At 51.1% G+C, this 14,415-nt stretch carries 11 protein-coding genes; 9 read left to right on the forward strand and 2 right to left on the reverse strand.

Annotation, left to right across the window (positions count from 1 at the left end; genetic code table 11):
• Window positions 1-17 precede the first annotated feature (17 nt).
• The 7 genes from BN4_RS12665 to BN4_RS12695 are packed head-to-tail and all read left to right on the forward strand — an operon-like array spanning window position 18 to window position 5,853.
• The gene (locus tag BN4_RS12665) at window positions 18-440 is read left to right on the forward strand and encodes an ATP synthase F0 subunit B (protein WP_015415802.1); all 423 of its coding nucleotides are present in this window, start codon (window positions 18-20) and stop codon (window positions 438-440) included.
• Window positions 441-462: 22 nt separating this feature from the next.
• Window positions 463-1,053: a F0F1 ATP synthase subunit B family protein gene (locus BN4_RS12670; protein ID WP_015415803.1), complete on the forward strand. Its 591-nt coding sequence runs from the start codon at window positions 463-465 to the stop codon at window positions 1,051-1,053.
• Window positions 1,050-1,601 (forward strand): ATP synthase F1 subunit delta, encoded by a 552-nt coding sequence (gene atpH / locus BN4_RS12675; protein WP_015415804.1) that lies wholly within the window; start codon window positions 1,050-1,052, stop codon window positions 1,599-1,601. The genes BN4_RS12670 and atpH overlap by 4 nt, the downstream gene beginning before the upstream one ends.
• A gap of 4 nt (window positions 1,602-1,605) precedes the next feature.
• Complete coding sequence (gene atpA / locus BN4_RS12680; RefSeq protein ID WP_015415805.1) at window positions 1,606-3,114, forward strand: F0F1 ATP synthase subunit alpha; 1,509 nt, start codon at window positions 1,606-1,608, stop codon at window positions 3,112-3,114.
• Window positions 3,115-3,128: 14 nt separating this feature from the next.
• Window positions 3,129-4,004 (forward strand): F0F1 ATP synthase subunit gamma, encoded by an 876-nt coding sequence (locus BN4_RS12685; RefSeq protein ID WP_015415806.1) that lies wholly within the window; start codon window positions 3,129-3,131, stop codon window positions 4,002-4,004.
• Window positions 4,005-4,020: 16 nt separating this feature from the next.
• Complete coding sequence (gene atpD, locus BN4_RS12690; RefSeq protein WP_015415807.1) at window positions 4,021-5,418, forward strand: F0F1 ATP synthase subunit beta; 1,398 nt, start codon at window positions 4,021-4,023, stop codon at window positions 5,416-5,418.
• A 12-nt stretch (window positions 5,419-5,430) separates the two neighbouring features.
• Entirely contained in the window at window positions 5,431-5,853 is a 423-nt protein-coding gene (locus BN4_RS12695; protein WP_015415808.1) for a F0F1 ATP synthase subunit epsilon, read from the forward strand.
• Window positions 5,854-6,089: 236 nt separating this feature from the next.
• On the opposite strand, the gene BN4_RS12705 is transcribed toward BN4_RS12695, so the two are convergent.
• Window positions 6,090-7,262 carry a pyridoxal phosphate-dependent aminotransferase gene (locus BN4_RS12705; protein WP_015415809.1) on the reverse strand — a complete coding sequence of 391 codons (1,173 nt, stop codon included), beginning with the start codon at window positions 7,260-7,262 and terminating at the stop codon, window positions 6,090-6,092.
• 424 nt (window positions 7,263-7,686) lie between these two features.
• Between BN4_RS12705 and BN4_RS17280 the strand changes: the two genes are divergently transcribed.
• Both BN4_RS17280 and BN4_RS12715 read left to right on the forward strand, forming a co-directional pair.
• Window positions 7,687-10,071: a PAS domain S-box protein gene (locus tag BN4_RS17280; protein ID WP_015415810.1), complete on the forward strand. Its 2,385-nt coding sequence runs from the start codon at window positions 7,687-7,689 to the stop codon at window positions 10,069-10,071.
• A gap of 176 nt (window positions 10,072-10,247) precedes the next feature.
• Window positions 10,248-12,494, forward strand: coding sequence for a vitamin B12-dependent ribonucleotide reductase (locus tag BN4_RS12715; RefSeq protein ID WP_015415811.1), 2,247 nt, complete (start codon window positions 10,248-10,250; stop codon window positions 12,492-12,494).
• A gap of 442 nt (window positions 12,495-12,936) precedes the next feature.
• Here the strand turns inward: BN4_RS12715 and BN4_RS12725 are convergent, their stop codons facing one another.
• The gene (locus tag BN4_RS12725) at window positions 12,937-14,277 is read right to left on the reverse strand and encodes a tetratricopeptide repeat protein (protein ID WP_015415812.1); all 1,341 of its coding nucleotides are present in this window, start codon (window positions 14,275-14,277) and stop codon (window positions 12,937-12,939) included.
• Between the last annotated feature and the right edge of the window lie 138 nt (window positions 14,278-14,415).

Below are 14,415 nucleotides of genomic sequence, written 5' to 3' on the forward strand. Positions count from 1 at the left end.
ATCTGGGGGCACACGGTATGGTAGTACCTGACAAAACAATTTTTATCCAAGCAGTGAACTTCATCGTCACGATCTTCGTGCTGAATGTCCTGCTGATCAAACCGATCCGCGAAATCATTAGAAAACGCAAGGGTTTGATGGCTGATCAGCTGGAGAAAATCGAGGGCTTCAACGCAGACGCAGAGAGCAAGGTGGCTGATTATGAAATCCAGCTCACCGCTGCTCGCAAGGAAGCCAGCGATATCCGCTCCGCCATGAAGGATGAAGGCACTGCTGAAGAGCAGAAGCTGATGTCCGTTGCCGGTGAGGAGGCTTCCGGCACCATTCAGGCCGCTCGTGCTGAAATCAAGGCTGAGGTCAAGGGAGCCATGACTCAGTTGACCAAGGACGTCGAAAAATTCGCCGAAGCAGCTACGGGCAAGATCCTGGGCCAAGCCTAGACGAGACAAGGAGGGTTTCACTTTGAAACGGATGTATGTGTTTAGTACGGTCTTGCTGACTGCCTTGGCGATCTCATCCATTGCTTTCGCCAATGAAGGCGGAGGGCACCACATGGCCGGTTGGTTCCTCGAAGATTATCAAGTTGAACGGTATATCTTTCGTCTGATCAACCTGGCGTTGTTCCTCGGCATTATCTGGTGGCTGGCAGGATCAAAGATCAAGGATTTCTTCGTGGGACGTCGCGACGGCATCAAGCTGGAGCTTGACGACTTGCAGACCCGCCAGGCTGATGCCGAGAAGAAACTCAAGGAAGTTGAGGCCGGTATCGCCAACATGGCTCAGGAAAAGCAGACCATTCTTGATGAGGCCAAGCAGCAGGGTGAAGCCATTAAAGAGGCTATCATCGCCAAGGCCCATAAGGATGCTGAAGCCCTGAAGGAACAGGCCAAGCGCACCGCTTCGAACGAAGCGCAGACTGCCATCAATTCCATTCGTGCCGAGATGGCCGATATGGTTGTCGCGGCTGCCGAGAAGATCGTTGCCGAAAAGCTGAGCGCTGATGATCACGAGAAACTCGTGGATGACTATTTAACGAAGGTGGTGCTCAATTGACCGGTAACGTAGTTTCCCGCCGCTACGCCAAGGCTCTTTTTGCCATTGGCGCCGCCAAAGGCGAGGCAGACCAAAAGACGTACGGTGAGCAGTTGACTGCACTGGGTGATTCCATGACGGCATCTCCCGAAGCTTTGGGTTTCTTCCGGAACCCCTTGTTCTCCGCCGAGGAGAAGAAAGCAGTGCTCGAAACGCTTGTTGACAAGGTTGGGGTAGACCCGATGGTCAAGAACTTCTGCGATCTTCTGGCCGACAGGGGCCGGGTCGAGATGCTTCCTGCCATCGCAGCCGATTACAAGGCCATGACAGATGCCGTTTCCGGTATTTTGAGCGGCCAGCTCATCACGGTGGGCGAGCTGAACGAGGAGAGAAAGTCTGCAATCAAGGAGAACCTTGAGAAACAGGCAGGCAAGAAGCTGGAACTGACCTTTGATACCGATAAGGATATCCTCGGGGGCATCGTCCTCAAGATTGGTGATAAGGTCATGGACGCCAGCCTCAAGGCTCAGCTGCAGATTTTGAAAGAAAATATTAAAAGGGGTGAGTAGGGCAATGCAGATCAAAGCAGAAGAAATCAGCAAAATCATTCAGGACCAGATTCAGAATTATGAGTCTCGTGTTGAGATGAGCGAGACCGGTACCGTCCTCTACGTTGGTGACGGTATTGCTCGTGTTCACGGCGTTGAGAACGTCATGGCCATGGAGCTGCTGGAATTCCCCGGCGGCCTGATGGGTATGGTGCTCAACCTTGAAGAAGATAACGTCGGTGTCGCCCTGCTGGGTTCCGATACCGGTGTCAAGGAAGGCGATCCGGTCAAGCGTACCGGCAAGATTTACTCCGTTCCCGTTGGTGATGGTGTCATGGGCCGCGTTGTGAACCCGCTTGGTGAGCCTCTTGATGGTTTGGGACCTCTTGACACCACGGAAACCCGCCCGGTTGAAATGAAAGCTCCTGGTATCATTGCCCGTAAATCCGTTCATGAGCCATGCTATACCGGCCTGAAGGCCGTTGACGCCATGACTCCGGTCGGTCGCGGCCAGCGTGAGCTGGTCATTGGTGACCGCCAGACCGGTAAGACCGCAGTCTGCATTGACGCCATCCTGGCTCAGAAGACGACTGACGTGCATTGTTTCTATGTTGCCATCGGACAGAAGAAAGCATCCGTTGCTCTGGTTGCCGACATTCTGCGTCAGCACGGCGCAATGGAATATACCACTATTGTTTCCGCTACCGCTTCCGAGCCCGCTCCGTTGCAGTTCATCGCTGCGTACACTGGTGCCACCATGGCCGAGTTCTACCGCGATAACGGCAAGCATGCCCTGATCTGTTATGATGATCTTTCCAAGCAGGCTACTGCTTACCGTGAAATGTCCCTCCTGCTTCGTCGTCCTCCGGGCCGTGAAGCATTCCCCGGTGATGTCTTCTATCTGCACTCCCGCCTGCTCGAGCGCGCATGCAAGGTTAACGACAGCCTCGGTGCCGGTTCCATGACCGCCCTGCCGGTTATTGAAACCCAGGCCGGTGACGTTTCCGCATTTATTCCAACCAACGTTATCTCCATTACCGATGGTCAGATCTACTTGGAGCCGAACCTGTTCTTGTCCGGTGTTCGTCCGGCCATTAACGTCGGTCTCTCCGTCTCCCGAGTCGGTGGTTCCGCTCAGATCAAGGCAATGAAACAGGTTGCCGGTACATTGCGTCTCGACCTCGCTCAGTACCGCGAGCTTGCCGCTTTCGCATCCTTTGGTTCTGATCTGGATAAAGGCACACAGGCCAAGCTGAATCGTGGCGCTCGCATGGTCGAGCTTCTGAAGCAGCCCCAGTACAAGCCGCAGACCGTTCAGGAACAGGTTTCAGTTCTGTACGCCGGTACTCGTGGATTCCTGGATGACGTTCCTGTTGAGGCCGTTCAGAAGTTCGAGGCCGAGTTCCTTGAGTTCATGAACAACGCAAAGTCCGCTGTTCTCGACTCTATTGCCGAGAAAGAAAAGATCGACGATGCAGTCGAAGCTGACCTCAAGGCAGCTATCGAAGAGTTCAAGAAAGGCTTCAGCGCGTAACTAAGGGGTAACGAATGGCTTCGTTAAGAGACGTCCAAAATCAGATTGTTGGCGTCAAGAAAACCAAGCAGATCACCAAGGCCATGAATATGGTGGCCTCGGCAAAACTGCGCAACGCACAGGAGCGTATTGAACGCTTCCGTCCGTATGCGGACAAGTTTTACGAGATGCTGGGCGACTTGGCTGCCGGAGCTGACGAATCGGTACATCCGCTGCTGGAAGTCCGGGACGAAGTGAAAACCGTGGGCATCATGGTGACCACTTCGGATCGCGGCCTGTGCGGCGCATTCAATGTCAATATCATCAACAAGGCCATGAAGCTGGCCAGACAAAAAGCTTCTGAAGGAAAAACTGTCAAGCTCTACTGCATCGGCAAGAAAGCTCGTGACGCCTTCAGAAAGACTGAATACGAAATCATGCGCGCCGAAGGCGACGCCATGAGCAGCTTTGACTTCACCTTGGCAGCCAGTGTCGGCAATGAGCTGATCACCGGATATGTCACAGGAGAACTCGATGAAGTTCATATCGTGTTTGGTGAGTTCCAGAGCATGGCGAAACAACCTCCCATCGACCTGACTATTCTGCCTATGGCAGCTCAGGCAGAAGGCGAGAGTGAAGAGTCCGGTTCTGGTGATTACATGTATGAACCGTCCGTAGAGGGCCTGCTGGCCGAGCTTCTTCCTCGGTTTATCAAGGTCCAGGTCTATCGGGGTCTGCTGGATACTGCCAGCTCCGAGCATGCAGCTCGTATGGCCGCAATGGATAACGCCACCAAGGCTTGTGACGAACTGACGGACACCCTGACCTTGCTTTACAACAAGACAAGGCAGGCCGCCATTACTGGCGATCTTATGGACATTGTCGGCGGCGTGGAAGCGCTGAAAGGATAAAAGGGGGCTATGAAAAATGGCTAATACTGGTAAAATCGTTCAGGTAATCGGCGCCGTTGTCGACGTCGAATTTGCCGAAGGGAATCTTCCCAACATTCTGTCTGCGTTGGAGATTAATAACCCCAACAATACTGACGCCCCGCTTCTCGTCTGCGAGGTCGCTCAGCACTTGGGTAACAACGTTGTCCGCACCATTGCCATGGACGCCACCGAAGGTCTCGTTCGCGGCATGGAAGCATCCGACACCGAATCTCCTATCACTGTTCCTGTTGGTTCCGGTTCGCTGGGCCGCATCATGAACGTTGTCGGCGAACCTGCCGATGAAATGGGCCCGGTTCCCTGTGAAAAGCGCCTTCCCATTCACCGTGAAGCCCCTGATTTCACAGAGCTGTCCACCAAGGTTGAGCTGCTCGAAACCGGTATCAAAGTCGTTGATCTGCTGATTCCCTTCCCGAAAGGCGGCAAAATGGGCCTCTTCGGTGGCGCAGGTGTCGGCAAGACTGTTATTCTGATGGAAATGATCAACAACATCGCCAAGCAGCACGGTGGTATCTCCGTCTTCGCTGGTGTTGGTGAGCGTACCCGTGAAGGAAACGATCTCTATCACGAAATGAAGGACGCTGGCGTTCTGGAGAAAGCTGCCCTGGTCTACGGCCAGATGAACGAGCCTCCGGGAGCCCGTGCTCGTGTTGCTCTGACCGCGCTGACCTGCGCAGAGTACTTCCGTGACGAAGAAGGCCAGGACGTGCTGCTCTTCGTTGATAACATCTTCCGCTTCACCCAGGCTGGTGCAGAGGTATCCGCACTTCTCGGCCGTATGCCTTCCGCTGTTGGTTATCAGCCGACACTGGGTACTGACCTTGGTGGTTTGCAGGAACGTATTACTTCCACAAACAAGGGTTCCATCACCTCGGTTCAGGCCGTTTACGTCCCTGCCGATGACTTGACTGACCCTGCTCCGGCTACCACCTTTGCTCACCTTGACGGTACGTTGGTTCTGTCCCGTCAGATCGCTGAGCTGGGCATTTATCCGGCTGTTGATCCTCTTGACTCCACTTCCCGTATCCTCTCTCCCGAGGTTCTGGGTGCCGAGCACTACGCTACGGCCCGTGAAGTCCAGTCCGTGCTTCAGAAGTACAAGGATTTGCAGGATATCATCGCGATTCTCGGTATGGACGAATTGTCCGATGAGGATAAGCTGACTGTTGCTCGTGCTCGCCGCGTGCAGCGTTTCCTGTCTCAGCCGTTCCACGTTGCCGAGGTCTTCACCGGTGTTCCCGGTGTCTACGTCAAGACCGAAGACACCGTTAAGGCTTTCCGTGACATCCTGGACGGCAAGTACGATGACCTGCCTGAGCAGGCATTCTACATGTGCGGCGCTATCGAGGAAGCCATAGAGAAAGCCAAGCAGTAAGCGAGGTAATTCATGGCTAATACTTTGAAACTTGAGATAGTCACTCCAGATCGGAAGGTCCTTTCCGAAGAAGTGGAATACGTTGGAGCTCCTGGTATCATGGGCGAATTCGGTGTCCTGCCGAGCCACGTTCCTTTTCTGTCCGCTCTGGGTGTTGGCAATCTCCACTATAAACAAGGTGGCAAGGCGTTTTATGTCTTTGTTGCCGGTGGATTCGCCGAAGTGAGCAACAACCAGGTTACTGTCCTGGCTGAAGTCGCTGAAATGGCCACCGAGATTGACATTGATCGCGCCCAGAAGGCCAAAGCACGTGCTGAAGAGCGCGCAGCAAAGGTCAAGGAAAAACAAGAAGCGACACGCACTCAGGCTGCATTGCGCCGGGCAGTGTCCCGACTCAATTGCAAGTCGAGCGGCAAGTCTGCTGGCACTTGTTAATTCCTGACACATACAAGCAAGAGGGGCAGGCTGAAAAGTCTGCCCCTCTTTTTGGTCTGCCCTCCAAAAGATGGAGGATGGTAAGCCTTGCTGTTTTCAATTTGCATGAAAACAAAACAAGCTGTGTTCTCTTTGTCTTGAGTAAGACGCAAAAAACATATTTCACAGATGCGCTTCGATAAAAAAAGGCCTCCCATGAATCTGGGAGGCCTTCACCATTGGTGAAAGAAGAATGATCAATTGCCAGTTAAAACTTTTCCGACACGTGAGAGGGCTTGTCTCAGAGTTGTTTCGTCAACAGCATAGGAAAAGCGGATACACCTGTCGTCGCCGAACGCAGATCCGGGAACAAGCGCAACTCCAGCTTCTTCTAGAATCTTGGTACAAAGGCTCGCGGAATCAGGCGCATCTTCGGTATAAAATTGATCAAGGACGGGGAAGAGGTAAAACGCGCCCCCTGGTTTGGGACACTGGGCGCCCCAGCCAGTGATAATCTCATAGGCTATGTCACGACGGCGGACAAAAGATGTTTTCATTTCATCGACAATATCCCACGACCCGGACAATCCGGCGAGGGCTGCTTTTTGGGCGATGGAGTTGATGTTCGAGGTGGATTGTCCTTGTATCTTTGACATTGCCTTGATGAGGTCTTCGTGAGCAAGGGCGTAGCCCACACGCCAGCCTGTCATGCAGAAAGATTTGGAAAGAGCACCGACGATAGCGATGGTATCCGGGTAGGTTTCCCACGTTTTGGCGAGAGAAACAGATGTTGCCGGAGCATAGACAAGGCGGTCATAAACTTCGTCAGATATGATAAAGATATTATTTTTCCGCGCCCATGCTGCAATACTTTCCATTTGCTCCTGTGTATAACAACAGCCAGTAGGGTTGGACGGGGAATTAAGTATCAAGACAGTTGTCTTGGCTGTCCGTGCCTCTTCGAGAGAGTCCAAGGTTACGAGAAAATTTTCCTCGGCAGTGGTGGGCACGAAAACCGATTTGCCCTCTGCCAATTGAACCATGGCTGGATAGCTTACCCAGTACGGTGCCGGAATCATCACCTCGTCACCTGGGTTCACGAGCGCCATCAGCAGGTTGAACAGGACCTGCTTGCCTCCATTGCTGACAATTGTGTTGTCCGCACATGCCTTGGCTTCATAAAATTTCGCATAATATTCAGCAACGGCTGTGCGTAGTTCCAGAATTCCCGGTACAGGTGTATACTTGGTGAATCCTTCATCCAGTGCAGCTTTGGCCGCATTACAGACGTGTTCTGGAGTGCCGTAATCAGGCTGCCCGACTGCAAGGCTGATTATTTCACGCCCTTGTGCCTTGAGTTCCTGAGCCTTGGTGTTGACGGCAAGAGTGGCTGACGGCTTGATTCGCGTCAGTCGTTCGGAAATACGCATGGAAAACTCGCTTGGTGTTTATGTGTTCAAACCGTTTAAAACCCCCATAGACCAAATTATATTGAAGGTAAATCGTGATTTACCGTAAAAAGGGAAAAATATTCTGTGCGCGCACTGAGCTGTACAGTTTGCAGAGGGCATATATCGCTTCTTGAAACGTGCCGGGTGGCTGAGAGTAAAGCAGAAGTTCTGACGAATTCGAGACGGAAGAGGCCTTGAAAAGTCATTTTTAAACAGGGTCTGGTGCTTTAGTCTCAGGGGTATTAAGTGCGAGATGATCAGGAAAAACTTCAAATCGAATTACAAGGAAGTATAGATATGCATAAGTGGTTTGTCCCTTAAGTTCAATTGATGTATAGAAATGATTCGTCCTCTTTATCTGAGGGTGAAGCTGTGTGGCGAAGGGTGATTTTCTGGAGTCTCTATGCAGTCATGTTTTCGGTATCTTCTCATCGTATGGATAATCCTGGTCTGGCCTCCCTTTGTTCTCGAATGTGGGAGCGCTCGTGCGCAGGATGATGGTGTCATTCCCATGAGTGATGAGGAAAAGGAGTGGATAACCAAACACAAAACACTGCGGATCGGAATGTGGATTGATTCACCTCCGGTAATGTTTCGTGGAAAATCTGGTGAGATGGAGGGCATTGTACCGTCCTATATTGATCTCATAGTCAGTAAACTGGGGTTGGAACCCAAATGGGTCCGAGCATCAAGCCTCTCATACATGACGGAACTGGCGCGAGCCGGAGAAGTTGATATGGTGGCAGCAGTCGTCAATGAACCGGATGAAACTCGCGGACTCTTACTGTCAGTCCCCTATTTGTTCATGCCAATCGTCGTCGTCACTCCCGCGCAATTCCCGTTTATCGTCGGATTGAGGGATATGGAGAAACGGGTCGTTGCCATGGATCTTGACCATATTCCCTATCAGCGTTTTACGGCGGATCACCCCAAGGTTATCTCCATGCCGGTCAGTCAACCGGAGCAGGGATTGCAAGCCGTCGTCTCAGGTCAGGCAGATGCGTTTGTTGCTGCTCAACCCACTGTGGCCTACCTTACTCGACAATATGGGATAACCGATCTGAGAATTGCGGCCATGACTGAGTACAGCTACCGTTATTCGGTCGGGATTCGGGCGGATTGGCCTCTTTTGCAAACTCTTGTCAATCGGGCTTTGTCCTCTATTACGGAGGATGAACGCCAGGAAATAGTTGATTATTGGACTGTGCTCAGAGAAGGGAAATGGGTTGAACGGCCTCATGTATGGCGTCTGTTGAGTTTTGGTGCCGCGATTGCGTTGCTTTTGCTGGGAGCCATGGCATATTGGAACAGAAAACTTTCAAAGGAAATTCGCAACAGCCTTCGTGCAGAAAAACAACAGCGACGTGCTCATGAAGCAACTCTTCAGGTCATCGAGTCGGCAGACATGGTTATTGTCGGGCTTGATTATATGGGGTGTGTCCAACTCATCAATAATGCGGGAGAAGCGACACTGGGATATTCCAGAGAGGAGATCCTTGGGCGCGACTGGTTCGACCTTGTCGTGCCGAAGGAACGGTATCCTTTTGTCTGGGATGAATTTACCCGGCTTATGAATGAGGGGCGAAAGGGCGTCTCGGACGCCTTTGAGAATCCGGTTCTGACCAAGTCGGGAGAAACCCGTCATATCATGTGGCGGAATTCCATCATGCAGGGCACATACAACGACCTCGCGCTCATATCTTTTGGTACGGATATCACCAATCGGCTGCAAGCCGAAGAGGAATTGCAGCTGACTAAATTTGCCATGGATAACGCAGCAGTGGGTATTTTCCGTATCAAGCCCTCTGGTAACATCGTCTATGCCAATCGCAAGGCTGCAACATTGGTCGGCTACAGACGCAGTGAACTGTTACGTATGGGGATTCCTGATGTGGTTCCGGGGTTCTCGCGTGAGAACTGGCCATCCTTCTGGGAACAGATCAAGCAAAAGAAAATGGTCGTGACCGAAGGGACTGTGCGACGAAGGGATGGGACGGTTTTTCCTACTGAAGTGACAGCGTATTATCTTTTTTTCAAAGGCACGGAGCTTGTGATCGGGTTTTTCTCCGATATTACGGAAAGGAAAAGAGGCGAGGCATTACGAGAGGATGTACAACGAATGATACGGCATGATCTGCGGTCACCGACCCTGGCTGTACAAACGATTTTCTCGTTATTCAGCAGAGCGGAAAATCTTACCGAGGATCAGCGGGAGCTGCTTGATAGCGTCATGCGATCCAGTCGGCGGATGATCAATATTATTGATATGTCCAGAGCCTTGCAGCGGATGGAAAGCGGAACGTACGTGGTCAATGCCAGGCCCGTGGACCTTGTTGCCCAGACTCGTGCGGTCATGGATGATCTGAGGCCTTTATTGGAACAAAAAAAGATAACAGTGCAGATACTCTTCTCGGGTTTTCCCATAGAGTCCACTGTGGATTTTCTCATGCAGACTGAAGATATTCTGATTTATGGGCTTCTCGGGAATTTGATAAAAAATGCCGTGGAGGCTTCTCCGAATGGTTCTACGGTGACTGTTGATTTGGGGAATCCGGAAAGGCAGGTTGTTGTGTCCATCCACAACGAGGGAGTCATCCCGGAATCAATACGTGAGAGTTTTTTTGATAAATATGTGACTGTCGGCAAGGAATTCGGAACAGGGCTTGGTACCTACACGGCAAAGCTCATTACAAAGACTCTGGGGGGGACGATTGAATTCATGACTTCCGAGAAATCCGGGACTGTCATTACTGTGATTCTTCCCAGTGATTTTGAGAGTAATTCCTAGATACTAGCAGCATGAAAGGGGGTGCTTGACTCTTTTTTTGCAGAGGATGCCCACTTTAGTCTGGTAATTTTGAGACTCTTTCTATAGTCTAGACAAACTCAAATTATGTCGCCTTTTTTCAGGGCAAAACAAGTGAACACTTAAGAATTTCAGCCGATTACATGAGGTCTTTTTTTATGTCCAAACTCAAGATGCCCGCGAATCTTCCTGAACCGATAATCAATGAAAACGCCAAGATAGTCTTGAACAGGCGGTACCAGAGAAAGGATAGGGAGGGGGTCGTCTATGAGACAGCCAAGGAGCTTTTCTGGCGCGTTGCTTCTGCCATAGCCGGAGAAGAAGAAAAGTACGAAAATTCCTCGTTCAAGTCCTCCAAACTGGCTCGTGAATTTTATGATCTCATGACTTCCTACAGCTTTTTGCCCAACTCCCCGACCTTGATGAATGCCGGTACCGATCTTGGTCAGCTTGCTGCCTGCTTCGTGTTGCCTGTCGGGGATTCCATTGAAGGAATTTTTGATGCCGTCAAGCATGCTGCCATGATTCATAAATCTGGTGGAGGAACCGGGTTCTCTTTTTCTCGATTACGCGCCAGAGATTCGGTGGTCGGCTCAACGGGTGGTGTGGCTTCCGGCCCATTGTCTTTTTTGAAGATTTTTAACTGCGCGACAGAGCAGATCAAGCAGGGCGGAACACGGCGCGGTGCCAATATGGGTATCCTTCGTGTGGACCATCCCGATGTGATGGAGTTCATCAAGGCCAAGGAACGGGATGGTGAACTGAATAATTTCAACCTGTCCATCGGACTGACCGAAAAATTTATGCAGGCTGTGGAAAAGAAAGAGGACTATGACCTGATAGCCCCCAATACAGGGGAAGCGGTCGGCACGCTCAATGCTCGCGAAGTCTTCAACATTCTGGTGAACAAGGCCTGGGAGTCCGGTGATCCGGGTATTGTTTTCCTCGACCGTATCAACCGGGATAATCCAACTCCGGCCCAGGGAGAAATGGAATCGACCAATCCCTGCGGAGAACAGCCTCTCTTGCCATATGAAGCCTGTAACCTCGGTTCCATCAACCTCGGCAAGTGTTATGCCAAGGGACAGAACGGGCACGATTCCGAAATCAACTGGGATGAGTTGCGGCGGATTGTTCACCTCGGGGTCCGCTTTTTGGACAATGTGATCGACGCGTCCATTTATCCCCTGCCCGAGATTACGGAAACCGTTGAGCGTAACAGAAAGATAGGTCTTGGTGTGATGGGGTGGGCAGACCTACTCTATCAGCTGAAGATTCCCTATAATACCCAGACTGCCGTTGACCTTGGCGAGCGAGTCATGAAGTTTGTCCGCGATGAAGCGCGTTCGGCCTCCAAGCAGCTTGCCGCAGAGCGTGGTGCTTTTGTCGCCTACGAAGAATCCATTTTTGGCGAGGCACATCTCGGCCCCTACCGTAACGCCACGACCACGACCATCGCTCCCACTGGGACGCTCTCGATTATCGCGGGGTGCTCTTCCGGTGTTGAGCCTCTCTTTGCCCTGAGCTTTGTGCGCAATGTCATGGATAATGATAGGTTGGTGGAAAGCAATCCCTTCTTTGAAGCAGCTCTCAAGGAGTCGGACGCTCATTCCGCCAAGCTGATGGAGGAGATAGCCAAGGTCGGATCTATCAGCAAGATGGACCATCTTCCTGAAGAATTGCGTACTGTTTTTGTCACTGCCATGGATATCGAACCTCTTTGGCACTTGAAAATGCAGGCGGCTTTCCAGAAGTTTACGGATAACGCTGTTTCCAAAACAGTCAATCTGCCATCCGAGGCCACCAAAGAAGAAATCTGGGATATCTATTGGAAGGCGTATGAGTATGGATGCAAGGGCGTAACCGTCTACCGTGATGGTTCCAAGATATCGCAAGTCCTGTGCACCGGGGATGATGACAAGAAAAAGAAGGAAGCCGCCGGAGCCTCCTCTGTTGTCCAAAGCAGACCCGATGTCATTTACGGCTTCACCCAGAAAATCGCGACCGGATTGGGGATGCTCTTTTTGACTGTTAATGAAGTGAATGGAAAGCCTTTTGAGGTTTTTGCCACCATCGGTAAATCCGGTGGCTCCATAACAGCCAAGGCCGAAGCTATCGGGCGTCTGGTCTCCCTGGCGCTGCGTTCCGGTGTCGAGGTACGGGAGATTGTGGAACAGCTTAAGGGCATTGGTGGCGAGAACCCCAAATTCATGAAAAAACATCTGGTCAAATCAATCCCGGATGCGATCGCCTTCGTGTTTGAATCTCGGTATCTTCAGGGGGACCACGTTGATGTCCAGACGGCCTCTCTGAACAAGGAACTGTGCCCGGATTGTGGGGAGCCTCTCGTGTTTGAGGAAGGATGCCATATCTGCAAATCCTGCGCTTTCACCAAGTGCGGATAAATTGGACAGTCTTGATTGAGAGAAACTGCCGGAGAGTTGCCAAGGCGTTTCCCGTAAAGAGTGACGAATAAAAAGAATCCCCCGGAAACAGTGGTTTCCGGGGGATTCTTTTTGGGAAAAAGTTGTTTCATGGTCTCTCTCTTTTTCGCCAAAGGCGAGGATAGGATTCTCAAGGGCATAGCCCTTGAGCCGTTGGAGACGACATCGTTTGACAATCCCGCCGCAGACGGCTTCCCGTTCTGTCGTGTCACTTTTTATGGAAAATGTTCTGGGGAGTTCCGACAGCTTTTTCTGTTCCTGTGACTCTGTCGAGAAAGCTCCAGGCGGCAATGCCTGGAGCAGTCGAGTCATACGGGAGCGGTTGGTTTCTCGCGGATATTCAAGGAAACGGTTGTTTCAGATGAGGAAAACCGTTCGGAGCGGGCAGCGTTTCCCGATGAGATTAGGCGCTGCTTTTCTGCAGTGTTTCGATCTTTCGTTTGGCCATCCTGTTGGATGGATTCAGTGCATAGGCAGCTTCGAAGAAAACCAATGCCCGATCAAGGCGACGCAGGTCCATGTAAACAGTCCCAAGATTCATGGAGACCACTTCGCTTTGTTTGTAGAAATCAGGATTGTTCTCCAGGGCTTTTTCAAAGCAGGCCGCAGCCATCCTGTGTTCCTTGCCATCGAAGTAGGCCATCCCCATATTGTAATGCAGTCCTTCATCTTCCGGAGAAATGGTCAAAGCTCTGGTATAGTTTTCTATGGCCTCTCTCCACTTCCCTTGACCGCGCAGGGCAATTCCAAGTTTATTGAACAGGGAGATATCCTTCTTTGAGAGTTGGTTTCCTTTGCTTTCCAAAACCTTGGACAGGTATTTTTCAGCCATGCGCGGGGAAGATTGGCCCACTGCTTCGGTAATTTGTTCAGCCACGGAACCAACCAGGCTCATGGCCTCTTTCGTGGCGGTTTCCAGTGCCTTATCAAAGTACTCTTCAGCCACGTCCAGTTCTTTTCGTTTGATGTAGACCTTGCCTATACCTGTCTTGCGCTCGGTATTCAGGGGGCTGAGTTTATCGAGCTTCTTCAAGTAATATAGGTGTTGGTCATCATCGACACCGTCGTAAGCATTGGCCAGGCGTTTCAGCGGTTCGAGGTAGAGCCGTGAGCTTTCATGGGCCTTGAGATAACTGGCCACAGCCTTGGTATGGTCCTTTCCGGTAAGGTAGACATCTCCGCGTAACATCAGGCCTGCCGGGCTATCCGGCTTGAGAGAGAGAATCTTGTCGCTGACTTCCAAGGCTTCCTTGAGTTTCCCGGCGGTTAGAAACCGCTTGCCGATGGACATGTACTCGCTGAGCTTCCCCTGCGGTTTGAGAGTGAAAGCCATTTTTTCAATGATGTTATTCACTGAGGCTGGTTTGGAAATAACATTATTTACGCCAATTTCATAAAAGTAGGCGATATTTTCCCGCTTGGTTTCACCGACAAGAACGATAATGCGCAAGTCGGGGAGGAGCTGTTTCAGTGTAATGATTGTATCTGTACTGGGCCGGTCGGCTATCATTCGTTCGATGAAAACAGTGCACTCGATTTTGTTTTTCTGGCACTGCTGGATTTTTTTCAGGCCAGCCTGAATCCCTTCATATGCCCAGAGGCAGTCACGCTTGGTGCCAATGGTCTTGAATATGGTGTTCGACAAAATCTTCTTGAAAAGCAAATCCTCGCTCAAGAGGATAATAACTCCTCCTTGCTTCTCAAAATAGTCGTAAAGTATTGAATCGTATCTCTTCTCCGCCATAATATTCCTTCAGTTTTCTATAGTCCTTCCCCTAGGAAGAAGAAAAATGAGCCTCTTTGGGCTTTGTGTCAACATACTAGCGCTTCTTGGGGATTTTGACACTTTCGAATCTATTTTTATAATTTGAAATGGGGTGCA

The organism is Pseudodesulfovibrio piezophilus C1TLV30 (assembly GCF_000341895.1).
GTDB lineage: Bacteria > Desulfobacterota > Desulfovibrionia > Desulfovibrionales > Desulfovibrionaceae > Pseudodesulfovibrio > Pseudodesulfovibrio piezophilus.

Coding starts and splice junctions, on each gene's coding strand:
- atpA (WP_015415805.1), top strand. CDS start 1,606: ATGCAGATCAAAGCAGAAGAAATCAGCAAAATCATTCAGGACCAGATT.
- BN4_RS12725 (WP_015415812.1), bottom strand. CDS start 14,277: ATGGCGGAGAAGAGATACGATTCAATACTTTACGACTATTTTGAGAAG.
- BN4_RS12715 (WP_015415811.1), top strand. CDS start 10,248: ATGTCCAAACTCAAGATGCCCGCGAATCTTCCTGAACCGATAATCAAT.
- BN4_RS12695 (WP_015415808.1), top strand. CDS start 5,431: ATGGCTAATACTTTGAAACTTGAGATAGTCACTCCAGATCGGAAGGTC.
- atpD (WP_015415807.1), top strand. CDS start 4,021: ATGGCTAATACTGGTAAAATCGTTCAGGTAATCGGCGCCGTTGTCGAC.
- BN4_RS12665 (WP_015415802.1), top strand. CDS start 18: ATGGTAGTACCTGACAAAACAATTTTTATCCAAGCAGTGAACTTCATC.
- BN4_RS12685 (WP_015415806.1), top strand. CDS start 3,129: ATGGCTTCGTTAAGAGACGTCCAAAATCAGATTGTTGGCGTCAAGAAA.
- BN4_RS17280 (WP_015415810.1), top strand. CDS start 7,687: ATGCAGTCATGTTTTCGGTATCTTCTCATCGTATGGATAATCCTGGTC.
- BN4_RS12705 (WP_015415809.1), bottom strand. CDS start 7,262: ATGCGTATTTCCGAACGACTGACGCGAATCAAGCCGTCAGCCACTCTT.